Genomic DNA, 16,236 nt, shown 5'->3' with positions numbered 1-16,236 from the left:
TGTCCTCACCGACGCGGGGTGGAGCAGCTCGGTAGCTCGCTGGGCTCATAACCCAGAGGTCGCAGGTTCAAATCCTGTCCCCGCTACTAGGGAAACGGCCCGGAACCAAGAGGTTCCGGGCCGTTTTCGCGTTCAGGTGACAGACCCGCTGTGGGCGGGGTCGAGCCGATCCGTCCATCTCGGTGGATTTCCCGATCATCGACCGCGAGGAAGCCGACGACAAGCCCGTGATCTTCCGCAGAGTTCGGTGAGGCCGGGGATTCGCGCTGGTTGTCTCGTTGTGACGGTTGACATTGCCGGGTATCCGGCGTTGTTTCGTGACTAGATCATGATGTGTGAGTTGGCACTCAGTGCCGGAGGGCGGCTATTTTTGGCGCGGGCTTGTCGCCGGTCAGATTTGGCCGGGGCTGAATACTTCCGAAGGTTGGCATGTTGAGAGCCGCTGTCAGATTTTTGATCTTGGTGTTGAGTGTGGTGTCGGTTGGGTGGCTGGTCGCGCCCGCGACGGCGAATCCGCTGTATCCGACGCCTGATCCGGATCCGTTCTATCGCGAGCCGGCCGATCTGGCGGGCATGCAGCCCGGGCAGGTGGTGCGCGTGCGGCGGACCGATACCGCGCTGTTCCTCGGTAGCGACGGGTGGCAGGTGGCGTTCCGGTCCACCAACTCCGCGGGGAATCCGATCCTGGCCGTGACGACGGTGCTGATGCCGCCGGGGGTGAAGAACCCGCCGCTGGTGTCGTACCAGGCATTGATCAATTCGCTTGGCACGCAGTGCAGTCCGTCGCGGTCGCTGTTCAATGGGGAGCTGCAGGACTCGGTGGGAGCCATGCTGCCGCTCGGGCGCGGGTGGGCGATTTCCATGCCCGACTACCTCGGGCCCAATGTCGCCTACGGTGCGGCCAAGCTCGGCGGCATGGTGACCCTCGACAGTGTGAAGGCGGTCCGGCAGGTCGCCGAACTGGGGCTGGCGGAGGTTCCCGTTGTGCTGGCCGGGTATTCGGGCGGCGGCATGGCCACGGCGTGGGCGGGAGCCTTGCAGCCGACCTACGCTCCGGACCTGAAGCTGGCCGCCGTGGTCGCGGGCGGCATTCCCGCCGATCTGCGAGAGATGGCGCTGGCCTTGGGATTCGACCCGCACCCGGGCTTCGGGCTGGCCTTCGCGGCCGCCATGGGGCTGGAGCGGGAGTACCCCAATCGCCTGCCGGTGTCCGATCAGCTCAATGAGAGCGGGTTGTGGTTCCGCGATTTCACCAAGGACGCCTGCCGGCGATTCCTGCTGTTCCACGGCATCACCCGCAATGCCGCGCAATTGGCCGCGTCCAAGGACATGATGAACAGTCCCGAGGCGCATGCGGTGTTGCGGGAGAACAGCTTGCGCTACGACGATCGCGTCCCCACCGTCCCCACCTACTTCTGGCAGGGCCGCTTCGACACCATGACCTTCTTCGGGCCGGTCGAGGAGGTCGCCCAGCGCTATTGCCGGGCCGGAGTGCCATTGATGTTCCGCCCGTACGACATTGCCGAGCACCTCACGACGGCCGTGGCCGGATTCCCGGAAGCCTGGGACTACGTGGAGGCCAGGTTCCGGGGCGATCCGGCGCCCACCAACTGCTGACGATCGCTAGGCCCAGCCCTGCCGCCGCGCCCATTCGGTGACCGTGGTCGGGCCCCGGTGCAGCAGTTCGGCCGGAAGCGCGGGCGGCGGGGTCGTGGCCTGCTGCTCGTACATGGCCGCGATCGCGGCGGCGGCCGCAGCGCCGATGACGGGCACGAGCAGTTCGCCGTAGGCGGGCGGCGTGACCGGGGTCCAGCGGACGTCACGGCCGGTGGCCGTGGCGACCGCGGCGGCGATGTCGTGGCCGGTGAGCGGTTCCGGGCCCGTCACCAGGGACAGGGGATTCGGGTGCCTGCCCGCCAGGGCCGCCGCGATCAGATCGCCGAGGTCGTCCAGGGTGGACCAGGCGATGGGCAGGTCCGCGGGGAAGGGGTAGGCCAGCTCGCCGGTCGATCGGACGCGCCGAACGGACCACGGCTGGACGAGATTCTCCAGATACGGTCCGGCCGGGGCCATTACGGCGGCGCGATCGACGGCCGCGGGGAGACCCCGGGCGAGCAGCACGCGCGCATCGACATAGGGCCGGCCGATCGGTTCGGGCGGCAGCGGTGATCCCGGGTTCAGGATGGCCTGCGGGACCGGGGATTTCGCCAGCGCGGCCAGAATGGTTTCGGCGTAAGTGACCGCGGTGGGCGTGAATTCGAGCGGGAGCTGAACCACGACGGCATCCGCTCCCGTATACGCGGCGAGAACCGAATCGAGGTCGGTGAGATCCACCGTGGCGCTCCCGAGCGCGCGGACCTCCCAGCCCGCTGCCCGCAGGCGGTTGGCGATGGCCGCGCCCTGCGTTCCGCCGGCGCCGTGGACGACTGCTGTTTTCGATGTCATAACCCCAGCGTGTGACCATTACTTCATTATGTGAAGTACGCACTTTCTCCGCATATACTTTCGAAATGGGAAGTATGCAGGCAGGAGTGTCGATGGACCCGGCCGTGTGTCCGGTGACACGCACACTGGACCTGGTCGGCAGCCGTTGGACCCCACTGGTCATCTACCACCTGCACACCGGCACCATGCGCTACGGCGAACTGCAGCGCGCCCTGCCCGGCATCAGCCCGAAGACCCTGGCGGAACGCTTGCGCGCCCTCGAGCAACACGGCCTGCTCGTGCGCGCGGTCTATCCGGACAAGCCGCCCCGCGTCGAATACACCCTCACCGAGAAGGGCTACCGGCTCGGCGACATCCTGCACGAGATCGCCGACTGGGCCGAGACCGCCGACGTTTGACGAGATCGCCGACGTTTGATCCGCGCTGAGCGCAACCCTGGGCGCGGGCTCGCGGCGGCGGTACAACATGGCAATGCAGACGACCGAGGTTGACGCTGCCGTGCCTGTTCCGGCCGCGAGATCCGGGCGGGTGCGCGCGGGTTTTCATCGCATCGGACTGCCGCTGTTGTCGGTGGCGGTGTTCGTGGCGGTGTGGCAGGTGGCCGCCGCGAGCGGGGTGTGGAACGAGACGTTCGTGCCGTACCCGTCGACGGTGTGGCGGGCGTTCGCGGAAGTGTCGACCACGCACGACGGGGTTCGGGGGTATCAGGGCTACCTGCTGTGGGAGCACCTGTACATGACCTTGCGGCGAGTGTTCGCGGGCGTGCTCATCGGGGTGCTGGCCGGGGTGGGGCTGGGGTTGGCCATGGGGACGATCGGATGGGTGCGGAGCATTCTCGAGCCGTGGCTGACGTTTCTGCGCGCGCTGCCGCCGCCGGCGTACTTCTTCCTGCTGGTGATCTGGCTCGGTATCGATGACGCACCGAAGATCACGCTGCTGGCGCTGGCGGCGCTGCCGCCGACCGCGGTGGCGACCACGGCCGCGGTGCTGGCCGCGCCCGTCGGGCTGATCGAGGCGGCGCGGGCGCTGGGAGCCACTCGCGGACAAGTGATTCGCGATGTCGTATTCCCGGCGGCCTTGCCGGAGACGTTCACCGGTATCCGGTTGGCGGTCGGCATGGCGTACTCGTCGGTGGTCGCTGCCGAACTGTTCAACGGGCTGCCCGGAATCGGCGGCGTGGTCAAGGACGCGAGCAACTACAACAACACTCCCGTCGTGCTGGTCGGCATTTTCGCCATCGGCATATCCGGTCTGGTCATCGACGGGCTCTTGCGCGCGGTGGAGCGCCGCGTCGTCCCCTGGAGAGGCAGAGTATGAGATTCACGAGGTGGCGGCTGCTGGCCGCCGCGCTGGCGGGCATCGCGACCCTGGCGGTCAGCGGGTGCGCGATCGACCACTCCGGGCAGGACGCCACCAAGCCGACGATTCGCATTGCGTACCAGACGTTTCCGAGCGGTGATCTGGTGGTCAAGCACAATCGGTGGCTGGAGCGGGCGCTGCCGGACTACAACATCGCCTGGACGAAGTTCGATTCCGGCGCGGATATCAATACCGCGTTCATTGCCGGGCAGGTCGATTTCGGGGCGCTCGGATCCAGCCCGGTGGCGCGCGGATTGTCGGCGCCATTGAACATTCCGTATCAGGTCGCCTTCGTGCTCGATGTGGCCGGTGACAATGAAGCCCTGGTGGCGCGCAACGGAACCGGGATCGAGACCATCGCGGATCTGCGCGGCAAGCGCATCGCCACCGCTTTCGCCTCGACCGCGCACTACAGCCTGCTCGCCGCCCTCGACCGGAACGGCGTGCGGGCCAGCGATGTTCAGCTGGTCGATCTGCAGCCGCAGGCCTCGCTGGCCGCGTGGGATCGCGGGGACGTCGACGCGGTCTACACCTGGCTGCCGACCCTGGATCAGCTGCGTGCGACCGGCAAGACGCTGATCACCAGCCGGGAGCTCGCCACCGCCGGTAAGCCGACATTGGATCTGGGCGTGGTGTCCACGCGGTTCGCGCAACAGCATCCGGAGGTGGTCGACACCTGGCGGCGGATTCAGGCGCGCGCCCTCGACACCATCCGCGACAATCCCGGCGAGGCCGCGCAGGCCGTGGCGGCCGAAATCGGAATCACCCCGGATGCGGCGGCCCAGCAGTTGAAGCAAGGTGTGTTCCTCACCAAAACCCAACTGACATCCGCCGATTGGCTCGGCAGTGAGGGTGCGGTCGGCAATATCGCCGCCAATCTGCGCAGTGCCGCGGAATTCCTGGCGGCGCAGCGGCAGATCGATGCCGCACCGCCGGCGCAGACCTTCCAGGACGCGATCTATGTGAAGGGACTGCCCGGTGTCCTCGATCAGTGAGCTCGACGCGGCGCGCACCCGGACCGCGGGAGGCATTCGGCTGCATCGGGTTTCGCATCGCTACGGGCGCGGCCCGGCCGCGGTGACCGCGCTCGGCCCGGTCGATCTCGAGGTGCCGCCGGGGGAGTTCCTGGTCCTGGTCGGCGCGTCCGGATGCGGAAAGAGCACACTGCTGCGGCTCATTGCCGGATTCGAACCGGCCACGGAGGGCAGCATCGAAGTCTCCGGCGCCGCGCCCCGACCCGGCGATACCGCGGGCGTGGTGTTCCAGCAGCCGCGGCTGTTCCCCTGGCAGACAGTGGGCGGAAATGTGGAGCTGGCATTGAAATACGCGGGCGTGCCCCACGAGCACCGGGCGCGGCGACGGGAGGAGCTGCTCGCCCGGGTCGGCCTGGAAGGCACTGCGGCCCGGCGGATCTGGGAGATCTCCGGCGGGCAGCAGCAGCGCGTGGCCATTGCCCGCGCGCTGGCGGCGGAGACCTCGCTGCTGCTGCTCGACGAACCGTTCGCGGCGCTGGACGCCCTCACCCGGGAGCGGTTGCAGGACGACCTGCGCCGGGTGAGCGTGGCCTCGGGCCGGACCAGCGTATTCGTCACCCACAGCGCCGACGAGGCGGCCTTCCTGGGCAGCCGGATCGTGGTGCTGACCAGACGTCCCGGGCGGGTGGCGCTCGATCTGCCGGTCGAATTGCCCAGGGCCGGAGTGGATCCCGACGACCTGCGGGCGTCGACGGAATTCCTCGAACTGCGGCGCGAGGTGGGCCGCGCGGTGAAGGCGGCAGCCGCGGCGTGAGGAGTCGCCGAAGCCGGAGGATCGAGAAACCTCCGGCTCGGCTCAGGCTCACGCCTGCGGCCTGCGGCCTGCGGCCTGCGGCTGCGGCTGCGGCCTGCGGCCTGCGTGGCTCTGGCTCACGGCGCGCGGCTCTGGTTCAGGTCCCGGCCCTCCGGCTCTGGCTCTGGCTCTGGTTCAGGTCCCGGCCCTCCGGCTCTGGCTCTGGCACTGGTTCAGGTCCCGGCCCTCCGGCTCTGGCTCTGGCTCAGGTCCCAGCCCCAGCCCGGCGCCTGGCCCCCAGCTCAGGTCCCGGCCCCGGCCCGGCACCTGGCCCAGCTCCGGCTCCGGCCCAGACTCAGGTCCAGGTCCAGGTCCGGGTCCGGGGCCAGGTCCGGGTCCGGGGCCAGGTCGGGGTCCGGGTCCAGGCCCAGGCCCGATGCGCGGGGCGCTCAGTTCAGCGCGTCGGCGGAGGCGACGACGACCGCGTAGAGGTCGGCGATCGTGGCGAGTGCGCTGTTGTGCAGCGCCTCGGCGGAGACCTCGGTGACCGCCGTCCGCAGTGGCCGGGTGGCGCAGGCGTCGGCGACGACGGTGGGGTGATTGCCGCGCAGGAATGCGCCCTCGGTCGTGAAGGTCACGCACATGTGGGTCATGAAACCGGCGATGATCAGGTTCTTGTTGCCCGCCGCGTCGATGCGCTCGGCGAGATCGGTGTCCACGAAACCATTGGGGACGGTCTTGACGACCACCGGTTCGCCCTCGACCGGTGCGACGCGCGGGTGGATCTGCCCGATCTCGGCGGTGATGTCGTACGGCGTTCTCACTCCGCCGTCGTTCATGATGTGGATGATCTTCGCCCCCGCCGCGCGCGCCTTGGCGAGCAGCTCGGCGGCGGCGTCGAGGGCGGCCTCCCACCCGGTCAGCTCCATCACCCCGCGCGTGTAGGTGTTCTGGTAGTCGATCAGGACCAGCGTCGCGTCGGCCAGGGCCGCCGGAGTCTGATCGAATTCGCTGAGTTCGCGCAGGGTCTGCGTGGTCATCGATGCTCTTCCTCGGAGTGCGTAGCGGATGTTCGGCACCGCTGTGAGCGGCTGTTTTCCACGCTATGACCGCCGGGCTGTGTCGGAAATGTCATGTAGCATGCAGATTCGGACATCAGGACGGAGGCGCGGTGAGCACTGTGGAGCGGCTCATCGTCGTCGTGCTCTTCGACCGGGTCGACGGCCTGGACGTCGCCGGACCGCCGGAAGTGTTCTCGCTCTTGGAGCGCGAGCTGCCCGACCCGACCGGCTATCGCGTCGTCCTGGCCGCGGCGACCATGGACCCGGTCACCACCTCCGCCGGCGTCCGCGTGCTGCCCGATACGACCTTCGCCGATATCGCCACGCGCGGTATCGACACCCTGGTCGTGCCGGGCGCGGTCGAAGTCGACGAGCACCGCCGCGTGCGCGCGGTCACCGATCCGGTCGTGGTCGACTGGGTGCGGCGGCTGGCCGGCCGGGCGCGGCGGGTGGCCTCGGTCTGCGTCGGCGCGCACACCCTCGCGGCCGCCGGGCTCTTGGACGGCAGGCGGGCCACCACGCACTGGTCCACCGCCCGCCAGCTGGCCGCCGAGCATCCGGCCGTCGAGGTGGACGCCGACCCGATCTTCATCCGCGATCGGGACGTGTGGACCGGCGCGGGAATCAGCGCCGTCCTCGATCTCATGCTGGCCCTGGTGGCCGAGGATTTCGGCGAGGCGGCGGCGCTGCGCGTGGCCCGCCAGCTGGTGGTCTACCTCAAAAGACCCAGCGGCCAAAGCCAATTCAGCGTGACCCTGGAACCGGCGTCCACGACCCGCCGCATGGACGACCTGCGCCACCACATCATGCGCAATATCGCCGGCCGGCTCACCGTCACCGATCTCGCCGAGCACGCGCACGTCAGCGAACGCCAGCTGGCCCGCCTCTTCAAAACCGAACTCGGCACCACCCCCGCCGCCTACATCGAATCCGCCCGCGTCGAAGTGGCCCGCAACCGCCTGGAAACCACCGACGACACCCTCGACCGCATCGCATCCACCTGCGGTTTCAACACCACCGACACCCTCACCCGAGCCTTCCGCCGCACCCTCGGCATCACCCCGACCGAATACCGCAACCGCTTCCGCATGGCGTAAGTGAAACAACGCCGACCGGGAACTGGTGGCGGCATTTCACGAGAAGGCCCCGCCACCAGTTCCCGGTCGATGTCGTTTCACTCCGGGCCGCCGGGGCGGGCGGGTGGGCGGACCGGCAGACTGGGACGGCGATGAAACTGCCCGAGCTTCCTGATCTTCCCGTTCGCGCGGCACTGGACGAGGTGTGCGAGACGCTGGCGGTGCACGGCACCGCGGTGCTGGTCGCGCCGCCGGGCACCGGTAAGACGACGCTGGTGCCGCTGGCCTTGGCTGCCGCGACCACCGGCCGCGTGGTGGTGGCCGAGCCACGGCGGTTGGCGGCGCGGGCGGCGGCCGCCCGCATGGCCGCGCTGCTCGGTGAGCAGGTGGGTGCGACCGTCGGCTATTCGGTGCGCGGCGACCGGCGGGTGAGCGCGAGCACGCGAATCGAGGTGGTCACCTCCGGTCTGCTGGTGCGGCGGTTGCAAGGCGATCCGGAACTGGCCGGAGCCGATGTGGTGGTGCTCGACGAATGCCATGAGCGGCACCTGGATGCCGACCTGCTGCTCGCCTTGCTGCTCGACGCGCGCGGAGGATTGCGACCGGATCTGCGAGTGCTCGCCACCTCGGCGACGGTGGCCGCCGAGCGGCTGGCGGATCTGCTCGGCGATGATCGGCCCGCACCGACCCTCGAGGTCCAAGGCCGGGCGTATCCGGTGGACATCGCCTACGTGCCACCGCTCAAGGGGGAGAAGGCCGAAGCGCAGGTGGCCCGTGCGACGCGGGCCGCTCTCGATGGCGGCGATGGTGATGTGCTGGTCTTCCTGCCGGGTGCGGCGGAGATCCGGCGAACAGCCCAATTGCTCTCCGACGTCCGCGATGTCGACGTTCTTCCCCTGCACGGGCGGCTGTCGGCGGCCTCGCAGGACCGCGCGCTGGCCCCGGGTGCGCGGCGACGAGTCGTCTTGTCCACGGCCGTAGCCGAATCCAGCCTCACCGTCCCTGGCGTCCGCGCGGTCGTCGACTCCGGCCTGGCCCGCGTCCCGCGCACCGACCACCGCCGCGGCATGTCCGGCTTGGCCACGGTCCGAGTCTCGGCCGCCGTCGCCGACCAGCGCGCCGGCCGCGCGGGTCGTGAAGCGCCGGGCCGGGTCTGGCGCTGCTGGCCGGAATACGAGCACGCCACCCTGCCCGCCTACCCCGAACCGGAGATCCGCACCGCCGACCTGACTCGCCTGGAACTCGAACTCGCCTGCTGGGGCACACCCGACGGCGAGGGCCTCGCCTGGTGGGATGCACCGCCCGCCGGTGCGCTGGCGGTGGGCCGAGAAGTACTGCGCGCCTTGGGTGCTATCTCCGGTGACGGTGCGGTCACCGACCGAGGTCGACGAATGGCCGCCCTCGGCCTGCATCCCCGACTCGCCCGAGCGCTACTCGACGGCGCGAGTGTGGTCGGCGCGAAGGCCGCCGCGGAGGTGGTCGCCCTCCTCGACGACGACAGCCTCGCGCCCGGCGTCGATGTAGTCGCAGCCATTCGCACCCTGCGCCGGGAACGACCCCCGCGGTGGAAACGAGAAGCCGAACGCCTCGCCCGGTTGGTCGGCAATGCGCCGCTGGACGTCGGCGGTCCAATAGGAGTCGATGATCCGGCTTTCGTTGTCGCGCTGGCACATCCGGAGCGCCTTGCCCGGCGGCGCGCGCCGGGATCGGCGAGCTACCTCATGGCCGGGGGCACGGCGGTGACCCTCCCGCCCGGCTCCGGTCTGGCCGATTCGGAGTGGCTGGCCGTCGCGGTCGCGGCGCGCGACCCGGGCAGGTCCGAGGGCCGAATCCGATTGGCCGCCAACGCCGATCTCGAATTGGCCCGCCGAGCCGCACCGACCTTGCTCGCAACTGCCGACGAAGTGGACTGGATCGACGGTGACGTGGTGGCCCGCCGCGTGGCACGTCTGGGCTCGATTGTGCTGTCGGAGAAGCCTTTACGAGATCCGAGCCGTGAGCTGATCGCGGCCGCCCTGCGCGCCGGCCTGAACTCGGCCGGCTTGGGAATGCTGCGCTGGGACGCTGATGCGACAGCATTGCGGCAACGCCTGGACTTCCTGCACCGCACCCTCGGCGCACCCTGGCCCGCCGTCGACGACGAAGCCTTGCTCGACGACCTCGACGCTTGGCTCGGCCCCGAGCTCGGCACCGCCCGTCGCCGCGCCGACCTCGAACGCATCGACGCCGGCCAAGCCCTCCGCCGCCTCCTGCCGTGGCCCGATGCCGTCCGCTTCGACGAACTGGCCCCCGAACGCCTGGAAGTCCCCTCCGGCAGCAAGATTCGCGTCGACTACACCGCGGACCAGCCGGTACTCGCGGTCAAGGTCCAGGAAGTCTTCGGCTGGACCGACGCCCCCGCCCTGGCCGACGGCAAGGTCCCCCTCCTCCTGCACCTGCTCTCCCCGGCTCAGCGCCCGGTAGCAGTAACCGCCGATCTGTCCTCCTTCTGGCGCACCGGCTGGCCCCAGGTCCGCGCCGACCTCCGCGGCCGCTACCCGAAACACTCCTGGCCCGAAGACCCGGCCACCGTCGTCCCCCACCGCGGCACCGCCCGCCGCCTCGCCGAGGGTCGCTGACGGCGCCGCATCTTCAGGCAGTGTGCGACACGGACTCAATTCATTCTGATCCGCCGGACGGACCGCGTCGGCGCCGATCGCCGTGGCCCGCGTAGGCGCGCTCCCGGTCCCGACGTGCCGCAACGGCTCCCGCCCCAGGCGCACAACCTGCGGCTATCAGCCGCGTCCGAGCTGCGGTCGTCGACGAGACGGTGGGGCGAGCTTCCTACCGGCGTGCAACGCCAACTGTCGGCGTGGCCGCATACGACGCCGAGTGGATGGCCGATCATGGCAGGTATGAAGAGCACGGTATTGACGGTGACGACGGGACGAACCGAAGTCGTGCACGACCTGACCCGGGAGTGTGCCGCGTTCGCGCGGGAAGCCGGGGGTGACGGGCTACTGCACGTTTTCGTGCCGCATGCGACGGCTGGGATCGCGATCATCGAGTTGGGGGCGGGCAGTGATGACGATCTGCTGGCCGCGTTGCGGGATCTGCTGCCCGCCGATGATCGGTGGCGGCATGCGCACGGGTCGCGGGGGCACGGGCGGTCGCATGTGATGCCCGCGCTGATTCCGCCGTATGCCACGGTTCCGGTCATCGACGGTGCGCTGGCGCTGGGCACCTGGCAGTCGATCGCATTCGTCGACCTCAATGTCGACAATCCGGAGCGTCAGGTGCGGCTCTCGTTCCTCGCCGATACCTGAGCACAGCCACACTCCTTCTGCCGATCACCGAGCGGGCGCGGAGGCGGGGCGCTACCGGTCGTGCCGGCGCATCTGCTGCCAGGTATCGCTGATTATTTCGGTAATGCCGGAATGCTTTGGGGCCCAGCCTGTTTCGGTGGTCATACGGGTCGGGTCGCTGACCAGGGCCGCTGGTTCGGGAGCTGCGGGACCGTGCCGCAACGCGACCGGGCGGCCGGTCACCTGTTCCACGGCTGCGACGATGTCCAGAACGCTTGTGCCGCGGCCGGTTCCGAGGTTGTAGCGGGTCGCGGTGCCGAGTGGCGGCGCGTGATCGACGCAAGTGGTGAAGGCGGTGGCGGCGTCGGCGACGTGGAGGTAGTCGCGGACCGCCGTGCCGTCGCCGTTGACTTCGAGGGTGGCGCCCGAGGCCGCGGCGGCGAGCGTGCGGGGGATCAGGCGGGTGGGGTCCGGGTCGTGGCCGCCCGCGATATTCGGCAGGCGCAGGATCGTCGCGGCGAGTGCGCCGGTGCGGGCTTGGGCCTCGATTGCCAGTTCGGCGGCCAGCTTGCTGGCCGCGTAAGGGTGGGGTGGGGCGTCGGGGAGGTCCTCGGTCATGGGCTGGGTGGCGGGGGAGCCGTAGATGGCGCAGGTGGAGGCGAAGATCAGGTGCTGCGCCCCCGCGTCCGCCATGGCGGCGAGGAGTCCGAGGGTTCCGGTGGTGTTGATCCGGAAGTAGCGCAGCGGATCGGACAGGGATTCGCGGACTCGGGTGATGCCGGCCAGGTGACAGACGGCGTCCACGCCGGTGAGGGCTCGGCGCAGGGCCACAGGGGCCAAGAGATCGGCCGCGCGGGTCTCGCCGGCGTCGGGGATGGGGTCGGTGTGGTTGCGCACCATGGCTATCGGGTTGTGGCCGTGCGCGGCCAGGGCGGTGCGGACCGCGTGGCCGAGATAGCCGCCCGCGCCGGTGACCAGTACTCGCACGTGCTCCTCCTTCGCCGGATCGGATGATCATGTTGCCATGTGCCCGGATGGCGGACTTCCGGCCTTGGAGTGGATTCGCCGTAATGGGCGATCATGCGCTGGCGCGCCGGTGGTGGATTTCCGGCCGCGCGACGGAATGGCGTGCGAGCCGCGGGGGTTCGACCTGACAATGCCGGTGGCGCGGGTGCGCCTCGGGGTGGTTCTTCGTGTGCCGGGTGACATGTCACAGCTGTGACATACGCTCCCGGAGGATCGGAAGGAGTGCGGTAATGGGCTGCGGTATCTGCGGGGCCGGATCATGAGCAAGCGCGGCTGGGTGCTGTTCCTGGCAATGGGGGTCATCTGGGGTGTGCCGTACGCGATGATTCGCGTGGCGGTGGAGGATTTCGATCCGGTGGTGGTGGCGTTCGGGCGGACGCTGCTGGGCACGCTGGTGCTGTTGCCGATTGCCTTGTACACCAAGGTTTTCGCGCAGGCGTTGCAGCACTGGCGGTGGGTGCTGGCGTACACGCTGGTGGAGATCACCGGGCCGTGGCTGCTGATCGGCATGGCCGAGACGAAGCTGAACAGTTCGACGGTGGGGCTGCTGATCGCGGGGGTGCCGTTGGTGGCGATGGTGATCGTCACGCGCATCGGGCACGAGCGGCTGGATCCGCGGCGGATCATCGGGTTGTTCATCGGATTCGCGGGTGTGGCGGCGCTGGTCGGGCTGGATATCGACACCTCCAACCTGTGGGCGATGGCGGCGATCGGCCTGGTGGTGATCGGCTACGCCATGGGCGCCATCATCATCGACCGCAAGCTGTCGGACCTGCCGCCGATCGGGGTGGTGACGGCCTCGCTGGTCTTCGCCACCGTCATCTACCTGCCGTTCTCGGTGTGGCGCATGCCCACCCACTTTCCCGCCGACGCCACCTGGTCGGTGGTCGGGCTGGGGCTGATCTGCACCGCGCTGGCCTTCGTGGTGTTCTTCGCCCTCATCAGCGAGGTCGGCGCGGCGCGGGCCACCGTCTTCACCTACATCAATCCGGCGGTCGCGCTCATCATCGGCGTCTCGCTGCTGGGTGAACCGCTCACCGCGGGTATGGCGATCGGTTTCCCGCTGGTGATCGTCGGTTCGATCCTGGGCACCGCCAAGGCCAAGGCGGTGGTGAAGGAACCCGCGCCCGCCTGATTCGGATCAGTTCTCGCGTGTGGCCCGGGCCCGGCGCTTGCCCTCGTGCATGGCCTGGACCCGGGCCACCGGAATGGTGTGCCCCTCGGCCAGCAGATCCTCGGGAAGGCGTTGCGGCTCGGGCATTTCCTGAACCCACGGGTCGCGGTCGCCGAGCAGTTTCGCGGCATTGCGGATGGTGAAATCACCAGGCGCCGCCGCGCCCAGATCGGCCCAGCCGACCGGGAACGACACCGGCGTGCCCGGCCGGATGCGCGGGCTGTACGCGGCCACCACGGTCGCACCGCCCGCGCGGGTGGAGTCGATGAACACCTTGCCGCCGCGATCCTCCCGGATGAACGCGGTGGTGGCGAGCTCGGGATCGAGGCGTTCGGCGCGCACGGCAATGGCGCGGGTGGCCGCCGCCGCATCCTCGATACCGGTCCCGGGCACGATGGGCACGAACACGTGAACGCCCTTGGCCCCACTGGTTTTCACCGCACCCGCCAGACCGTCGTCGGCCAATGCCGCGCGCACCAGCTCGGCCGCGCGCACCGCCTGCCGGAAGTTCTCGCCGGGCGGCGGATCCAGATCCAGCACCAGATGCGTCGGCCCCGCGCTGTAATCGGCGAGCAGCAGCGTCGTGTGGTATTCGATGGCGCGCTGATTGCCGAACCACAGCAGCGTGCGCACGTCGTCGCAGAGCGCATAGGTCACTTCGCGTTTGGAGCTGTCGGCCCACATGGTCACCCGGTGCACCCAGTCCGGCGTGTATTTGGGCAGGTTCTTCTGCATGAACGGCTCCTGCCCGGGCCGCACCCGGATCACCGACAGCGGCCGGCCGGTCAGCTGCCGCACCAGCCGGTCGCCGACCGCCTCGAAGTAGCCGATCAGATCCCGCTTGGTGGCGTCCGCCCCGTCGAACAGCGGTGCGTCCAGATTGGTGAGCTTGACGCCGTCGCGAACCTCTTCGGTGCCCATCGCACCACCATGGCCCGCACCCGTGATGCGGTCAAGAACCCCCGGTCGCGGTGCTGCCCCGCGGCGCGGTCCCGGCGCGGCCCTTGCCCTTTCGCTCGTGCCGGTCGATGCGCGGATCCTCGGCGACCTCGTAGCGCTTGACGTACTCGCCCAGGAACGCCTGCAGGGTCGCGGTGGCCGGAATGGCGAGCACCGCGCCCACCGCGCCGAGCAGCGCCGCGCCGATCATGACCGCCAGCAGCGCCACCGCCGGATTCACGTCCACGGTGCGGGCGGTGATGCGCGGCTGCAGCACATAGTCCTGGATCCACTGGTAGGCCACCACGAAGATGACGATCCACACCGCGTCGAGGGGAGCGACGGTGAGCGCCACCAGAATCGGCAGGATGCCCGCGATATAGGTGCCCACCGTCGGCACGAACGACGCGACCACGCCGAACCAGATGCCGAGGGCGAAGGCATTGGGTATGCCCAGCAGCGCCAGGAACGCGCCGTGCGCAATGGCCGAGATGACCGCCAGCAGCGCCCGGGAGTAGAGATAGCTGCCGGTCTTGTCGATGGCCAGATCCCACGCGTGCAGCACCGCGCCTTGTTTGGCCGGCGGCAGCAACGAGCACAGCGATCGGCGCAGCTTCGGCCCGTCGGCGGTCATGTAGATGCTGAACAGCGCGATGGTCAGCACCCGCGCCAGCCCGCCGAGCACGCTGCTGGACAGGCCCCAGGCATTGTCGGCGGCGCGCTCGGCGTACTGGGTGACCACGTCGGAGTCCTTGAACAGCCGATCGCGCAGCTGATCCATGGTGAAGTCCTGGCGGAAGGTCTTGTTGACCCACGCGATGAGCTCGTCGAGCAGCCGGGGGAGTTCGGTGGCGATATTGCCGACGGTCTCCACCGCGAGCACGCCGAGCGTGGCGATGAAGCCGACGGTGCAGGCGAACACGAGGATGAACACGGCGGCGACCGCGAGCCCGCGCTGCATGCCGCGCGCGGCCAGCGCGTCCACCGCCGGCTCCATGGCCAGCGAGATGAAGAAGGCGACCGTCATGATGATGCCGATGTCAATGAGCCGGTAGGCCGCCCAGTTCGCTATTTCGAAGACGCCGATCAGGACCAGCGCGAGGATCATGGCGCGGGGCAGCCAGGGCGGCATGCGGCTGCCCGCGGAGGCGCTCGCCTCGTTCTGCCCGGGAACGGAGTTGTCGGCCACGAGGGTCAGTCTGCGCCACCGCCGGGAGTTTGCCCGTAATCGACGCACCGGTCGGTCTTTTGTTCCGGATTGTTCATCAGGCTGGGCGGTCGGTTAATTTCACGCGGACAGGCCGAGAAGCATTCAGAGATAAAGGTTTTGCCGCGATATTGTGCAGGTGTGGTGTCGGGCGGACAAGATATGCGGGTGCGGACGAAATTCTCCATCGAGCTCATGGCATTGACCGATGAGCTGGCACATATGGCGCGGTTGACCCAGGAGGCGGCCGAGCGCGCTGCGGCGGCCCTCGGGGGCAGTGACCTCACCGCCGCCTACGAGGTGTTCGCGCTCGAGGAGCAGGTACAGGTCGAGCACGCCAAGTGCGAGGACCGGTCGGTCATCCTGCTCGCGCTGGAGGCTCCGGTGGCCCGGGATCTGCGGCATGTGGTGACCGCCATCCAGATTGCCGACGACTTGCTGGACATTGGAACCTCGCTCAGCCGGATCGCCGACATCGTCGTGCGACGGTATCCGGAATCGGTTGCGCCGCAGGAGATTCTCGGCCAGATCGACCAGATAGCCGACGCCATAGTCGTTTTGACCGGCGAAGTGGTGAAAGTGATCGCGGCGCACAATCCGCCGCGCGACCAGGTTCTGGTGCCGCGCGAGAGCGCCATGGATCGCCTGCGCGCCACGGTATCCGAGGCCGCCGCCGATCCGGGCTGGCCGCACGGGTCGGCCATGGCCATCGATATCGCCATGCTCATGCACCACTTCGGCCGCTGCACCGACCACTGCGTACGGATCGGGCAGCTCATCCGGTTCTTCCACACCGGTATTCCGCTGTACGCACAAGTGGAGGGGTAACCGCCGCAAAAGGGGACGTGCCGTCAGGGGCCCTGATCGGCACGGGTAAGCTGCCCGAATTGCTTCATGG

16 protein-coding genes and 1 tRNA gene are annotated in these 16,236 nt (G+C 69.2%); 11 read left to right on the top strand and 6 right to left on the bottom strand.

What is annotated here, in order from left to right; genetic code table 11:
• Positions 1-12: 12 nt before the first annotated feature.
• Both ACYQ5L_RS30685 and ACYQ5L_RS30680 read left to right on the top strand, forming a co-directional pair.
• Positions 13-86: transfer RNA gene (locus tag ACYQ5L_RS30685), tRNA-Met, on the top strand.
• A 343-nt stretch (positions 87-429) separates the two neighbouring features.
• Positions 430-1,617, top strand: a complete 1,188-nt coding sequence (locus ACYQ5L_RS30680) for a lipase family protein (protein ID WP_459961703.1) — start codon at positions 430-432, stop codon at positions 1,615-1,617.
• 6 nt (positions 1,618-1,623) lie between these two features.
• Here ACYQ5L_RS30680 and ACYQ5L_RS30675 read toward each other — a convergent pair whose 3' ends face one another.
• On the bottom strand, positions 1,624-2,445 hold the full coding sequence (locus ACYQ5L_RS30675; RefSeq protein WP_459961702.1) for an SDR family oxidoreductase: 822 nt from the start codon (positions 2,443-2,445) through the stop codon (positions 1,624-1,626).
• 65 nt (positions 2,446-2,510) lie between these two features.
• Here ACYQ5L_RS30675 and ACYQ5L_RS30670 point away from each other — a divergent pair, with 65 nt between their 5' ends.
• The 4 genes from ACYQ5L_RS30670 to ACYQ5L_RS30655 all read left to right on the top strand — a co-directional run bounded on the left by ACYQ5L_RS30670 (position 2,511) and on the right by ACYQ5L_RS30655 (position 5,592).
• Positions 2,511-2,843 (top strand): winged helix-turn-helix transcriptional regulator, encoded by a 333-nt coding sequence (locus tag ACYQ5L_RS30670; protein WP_379199590.1) that lies wholly within the window; start codon positions 2,511-2,513, stop codon positions 2,841-2,843.
• Between the two features lie 73 nt (positions 2,844-2,916).
• Complete coding sequence (locus ACYQ5L_RS30665) at positions 2,917-3,762, top strand: ABC transporter permease (protein ID WP_459961701.1); 846 nt, start codon at positions 2,917-2,919, stop codon at positions 3,760-3,762.
• Complete coding sequence (locus ACYQ5L_RS30660) at positions 3,759-4,799, top strand: taurine ABC transporter substrate-binding protein (protein ID WP_459961700.1); 1,041 nt, start codon at positions 3,759-3,761, stop codon at positions 4,797-4,799. Before ACYQ5L_RS30665 ends, ACYQ5L_RS30660 begins: the two co-directional genes overlap by 4 nt.
• Entirely contained in the window at positions 4,792-5,592 is an 801-nt protein-coding gene (locus ACYQ5L_RS30655) for an ABC transporter ATP-binding protein (RefSeq protein ID WP_459963589.1), read from the top strand. Before ACYQ5L_RS30660 ends, ACYQ5L_RS30655 begins: the two co-directional genes overlap by 8 nt.
• Before the next feature lie 428 nt (positions 5,593-6,020).
• Here the strand turns inward: ACYQ5L_RS30655 and ACYQ5L_RS30650 are convergent, their stop codons facing one another.
• Complete coding sequence (locus ACYQ5L_RS30650) at positions 6,021-6,611, bottom strand: isochorismatase family protein (RefSeq protein ID WP_459961699.1); 591 nt, start codon at positions 6,609-6,611, stop codon at positions 6,021-6,023.
• Positions 6,612-6,742: 131 nt separating this feature from the next.
• Between ACYQ5L_RS30650 and ACYQ5L_RS30645 the strand changes: the two genes are divergently transcribed.
• The 3 genes from ACYQ5L_RS30645 (at position 6,743) to ACYQ5L_RS30635 (ending at position 11,013) form a co-directional block, all read left to right on the top strand.
• Positions 6,743-7,729: a GlxA family transcriptional regulator gene (locus tag ACYQ5L_RS30645; protein WP_459961698.1), complete on the top strand. Its 987-nt coding sequence runs from the start codon at positions 6,743-6,745 to the stop codon at positions 7,727-7,729.
• Between the two features lie 131 nt (positions 7,730-7,860).
• On the top strand, positions 7,861-10,326 hold the full coding sequence (hrpB, locus tag ACYQ5L_RS30640; RefSeq protein ID WP_459961697.1) for an ATP-dependent helicase HrpB: 2,466 nt from the start codon (positions 7,861-7,863) through the stop codon (positions 10,324-10,326).
• 276 nt (positions 10,327-10,602) lie between these two features.
• A complete protein-coding gene (locus ACYQ5L_RS30635; RefSeq protein ID WP_459961696.1) occupies positions 10,603-11,013 on the top strand; it encodes a secondary thiamine-phosphate synthase enzyme YjbQ in 411 nt (136 codons plus the stop codon).
• 51 nt (positions 11,014-11,064) lie between these two features.
• Here ACYQ5L_RS30635 and ACYQ5L_RS30630 read toward each other — a convergent pair whose 3' ends face one another.
• Positions 11,065-11,979: an NAD-dependent epimerase/dehydratase family protein gene (locus tag ACYQ5L_RS30630; protein ID WP_459961695.1), complete on the bottom strand. Its 915-nt coding sequence runs from the start codon at positions 11,977-11,979 to the stop codon at positions 11,065-11,067.
• 298 nt (positions 11,980-12,277) lie between these two features.
• On the opposite strand from ACYQ5L_RS30630, the gene ACYQ5L_RS30625 reads away from it, so the two are divergent.
• Positions 12,278-13,153 carry a DMT family transporter gene (locus ACYQ5L_RS30625; RefSeq protein ID WP_459961694.1) on the top strand — a complete coding sequence of 292 codons (876 nt, stop codon included), beginning with the start codon at positions 12,278-12,280 and terminating at the stop codon, positions 13,151-13,153.
• A 6-nt stretch (positions 13,154-13,159) separates the two neighbouring features.
• Here ACYQ5L_RS30625 and ligD read toward each other — a convergent pair whose 3' ends face one another.
• From ligD to ACYQ5L_RS30610, 3 genes are read right to left on the bottom strand one after another with little or no spacing between them, the layout of a single operon-like run.
• Complete coding sequence (ligD, locus tag ACYQ5L_RS30620; RefSeq protein WP_459961693.1) at positions 13,160-14,113, bottom strand: non-homologous end-joining DNA ligase; 954 nt, start codon at positions 14,111-14,113, stop codon at positions 13,160-13,162.
• A 31-nt stretch (positions 14,114-14,144) separates the two neighbouring features.
• On the bottom strand, positions 14,145-15,320 hold the full coding sequence (locus ACYQ5L_RS30615; protein ID WP_459961692.1) for an AI-2E family transporter: 1,176 nt from the start codon (positions 15,318-15,320) through the stop codon (positions 14,145-14,147).
• Positions 15,321-15,325: 5 nt separating this feature from the next.
• A complete protein-coding gene (locus ACYQ5L_RS30610) occupies positions 15,326-15,526 on the bottom strand; it encodes a hypothetical protein (protein WP_459961691.1) in 201 nt (66 codons plus the stop codon).
• On the opposite strand from ACYQ5L_RS30610, the gene ACYQ5L_RS30605 reads away from it, so the two are divergent.
• Positions 15,507-16,166 (top strand): phosphate signaling complex PhoU family protein, encoded by a 660-nt coding sequence (locus tag ACYQ5L_RS30605; protein WP_459961690.1) that lies wholly within the window; start codon positions 15,507-15,509, stop codon positions 16,164-16,166. The two genes, ACYQ5L_RS30610 and ACYQ5L_RS30605, sit on opposite strands and share 20 nt — an antisense overlap.
• The last annotated feature ends 70 nt before the right edge of the window (positions 16,167-16,236 follow it).

It is taken from the genome of Nocardia sp. IFM 10818 (assembly GCF_054655275.1).
Note: the sequence above shows the minus strand (reverse complement) of the source record. Positions and strands in the feature narration are given on the sequence as shown.

Coding starts and splice junctions, on each gene's coding strand:
- ACYQ5L_RS30680 (WP_459961703.1), top strand. CDS start 430: ATGTTGAGAGCCGCTGTCAGATTTTTGATCTTGGTGTTGAGTGTGGTG.
- ACYQ5L_RS30675 (WP_459961702.1), bottom strand. CDS start 2,445: ATGACATCGAAAACAGCAGTCGTCCACGGCGCCGGCGGAACGCAGGGC.
- ACYQ5L_RS30670 (WP_379199590.1), top strand. CDS start 2,511: ATGGGAAGTATGCAGGCAGGAGTGTCGATGGACCCGGCCGTGTGTCCG.
- ACYQ5L_RS30665 (WP_459961701.1), top strand. CDS start 2,917: ATGCAGACGACCGAGGTTGACGCTGCCGTGCCTGTTCCGGCCGCGAGA.
- ACYQ5L_RS30660 (WP_459961700.1), top strand. CDS start 3,759: ATGAGATTCACGAGGTGGCGGCTGCTGGCCGCCGCGCTGGCGGGCATC.
- ACYQ5L_RS30650 (WP_459961699.1), bottom strand. CDS start 6,611: ATGACCACGCAGACCCTGCGCGAACTCAGCGAATTCGATCAGACTCCG.
- hrpB (WP_459961697.1), top strand. CDS start 7,861: ATGAAACTGCCCGAGCTTCCTGATCTTCCCGTTCGCGCGGCACTGGAC.
- ACYQ5L_RS30635 (WP_459961696.1), top strand. CDS start 10,603: ATGAAGAGCACGGTATTGACGGTGACGACGGGACGAACCGAAGTCGTG.
- ACYQ5L_RS30625 (WP_459961694.1), top strand. CDS start 12,278: ATGAGCAAGCGCGGCTGGGTGCTGTTCCTGGCAATGGGGGTCATCTGG.
- ligD (WP_459961693.1), bottom strand. CDS start 14,113: ATGGGCACCGAAGAGGTTCGCGACGGCGTCAAGCTCACCAATCTGGAC.
- ACYQ5L_RS30610 (WP_459961691.1), bottom strand. CDS start 15,526: ATGGAGAATTTCGTCCGCACCCGCATATCTTGTCCGCCCGACACCACA.